Genomic DNA, 1,655 nt, shown 5'->3' with positions numbered 1-1,655 from the left:
GGGCGCTCTCGGGCGCGATGTCGGCCGTGCCGATCGTGGCGTCATAGGGGCTGAGCACCTTGCCGCTGGCGCGGGCGAACTCCCTTGCGAACAGGCCGGTGGGGATGCGGGCGGAGTTCCGCTGCACCAGGTCGAGCGGCAGGCCGGTGATGTCAGCCACGCGTTGGCTGGCCAGCCGCCTGCCTTGCTCCAGTCCGCTGGTGATTGCCGTGAGGTAATCGCCCATCGCATAATGTTCGACGTCTGCCAGCTTCTCCCGCAACGCGTCGCCGCTGACGCCTTCGGCGCGCAGGCGCACCGCAGCCAGTGAAGGCAGTTCGAGCGCCCAATGCAGCGGCTCGAATTCGTCGGGCTGCACCAGCGTGAACTCCAGCGCCGGCGAGATCAGCACGATGCCGTTCGGACTGATGCCGATATCTTCCTGCAACGTCCTGGCGAGCAGCGCTGCGCGGAACCCGCCATAGCTTTCGCCGGCGAGGAACAGTGGCGACCCGGTGCGGCCGTTCTGCGCGAGATAGAGCCGGATGAAGGCGCCTATCGAGCTGGCATCCTGGTTTACGCCCCAGAAATCGCGCGTGTCCTGCCCCGGTGCCTCGCGGCTATAGCCTGTTCCCACCGGATCGACGAAGACGAGATCGGTCATGTCGAGCCAGCTGTCCGGATTGTCGATCAGTCTTTGCGGTGACGGCAGGAATTCGCCGTCGGCTCCCGTCGCGATTATCCGTGGACCGAGTGCGCCGATATGCAGATAGGCGGACGCTGCTCCAGGGCCGCCGTTGAACACGAAGGTGATCGGCCGCTGCTGGTCTTTGGCCCCGCTTGCCGGCGGCTCCAGTGTGTAGGCGACGTAGAAGATCTCCGCCGTGACGTCGCCCTTGCCCGATAGCAGCGACAGGGTCGCCGCCTTTGCCTGGTAATCCAGCTTGCGCCCGGCCAGCGTGATCGAATGGTTGGTGGTCTGCGGCGGCGGCAGCAGGGATAGCACGCCGCCCGAGGGCGCCGGCCGCTCCGCCGTTTCAGCCAGGACGGGCTGCGCCAGGACGGCGAGCATCGGCAGGATAAGGCAGATCAGTTTCAATTTGACTGGCATGATGGCTCCGCGACAACGACTCCCGCATAGGTATGGCCGAGAGGGTCGAAGTCAAAGGAAATGGCTGATTTGAACTTGCAACGGCTTGCGCTAGAGCCGGATGATTTCAGGTCGATCGACCTGAAATCTGAATCCGGCTCTAAATCAAACAGATGGAGCATGATGCCGTCCGAAAACCGCTTCACACTTTTCGGCATCATGCCTAGTATGAATTGGAATGCAGTCGAACCTTTCCCTCGATCAGTTTGGGCGCTGGAGCGGCGGTGTCGCCGCTGCGGCCGTTGCCGTGACACCCGAAGAATTGTCGGCTCGCTTCACGGCAGCGGCGAGCGAGTTGCTTGGCTCCGACCGCGCCTATGTCGGCTTTTACCGTCGCGACATCACATCCCTGACCATCGACGATGCCGGTCCCGATCGCTGGAACCGCGACTACGATGCACGACTGTATCGCCAGGATCCCTTCTTCCAGAGGTTCGCCAGCACAAGGCAGGATTTCCTGTTGCCGCTGTCGGCACTCCGCAATGGCGACTTCCAGCGGACTCCCTACTATCCCGAATTCTTCGGC

At 63.2% G+C, this 1,655-nt stretch carries 1 protein-coding gene and 1 pseudogene; one reads left to right on the top strand and one right to left on the bottom strand.

What is annotated here, in order from left to right; translation table 11 throughout:
- The coding region (locus EN994_RS30310; RefSeq protein WP_127308095.1) for an alpha/beta hydrolase at nt 1–1,090 on the bottom strand (1,090 nt) is incomplete at its 3' end.
- A gap of 217 nt (nt 1,091–1,307) precedes the next feature.
- On the opposite strand from EN994_RS30310, the pseudogene EN994_RS30305 reads away from it, so the two are divergent.
- Nucleotides 1,308–1,655 (top strand): annotated as a pseudogene (locus EN994_RS30305) (LuxR family transcriptional regulator); the annotation flags it as partial.

This window comes from Mesorhizobium sp. M7A.F.Ca.CA.002.09.1.1 (assembly GCF_003998555.1).
Classification (GTDB): Bacteria; Pseudomonadota; Alphaproteobacteria; order Rhizobiales; family Rhizobiaceae; genus Mesorhizobium; species Mesorhizobium ciceri.
The sequence above is the reverse complement of the archived record's forward strand: the minus strand, read 5'-3'. Positions and strand labels throughout refer to the sequence as shown.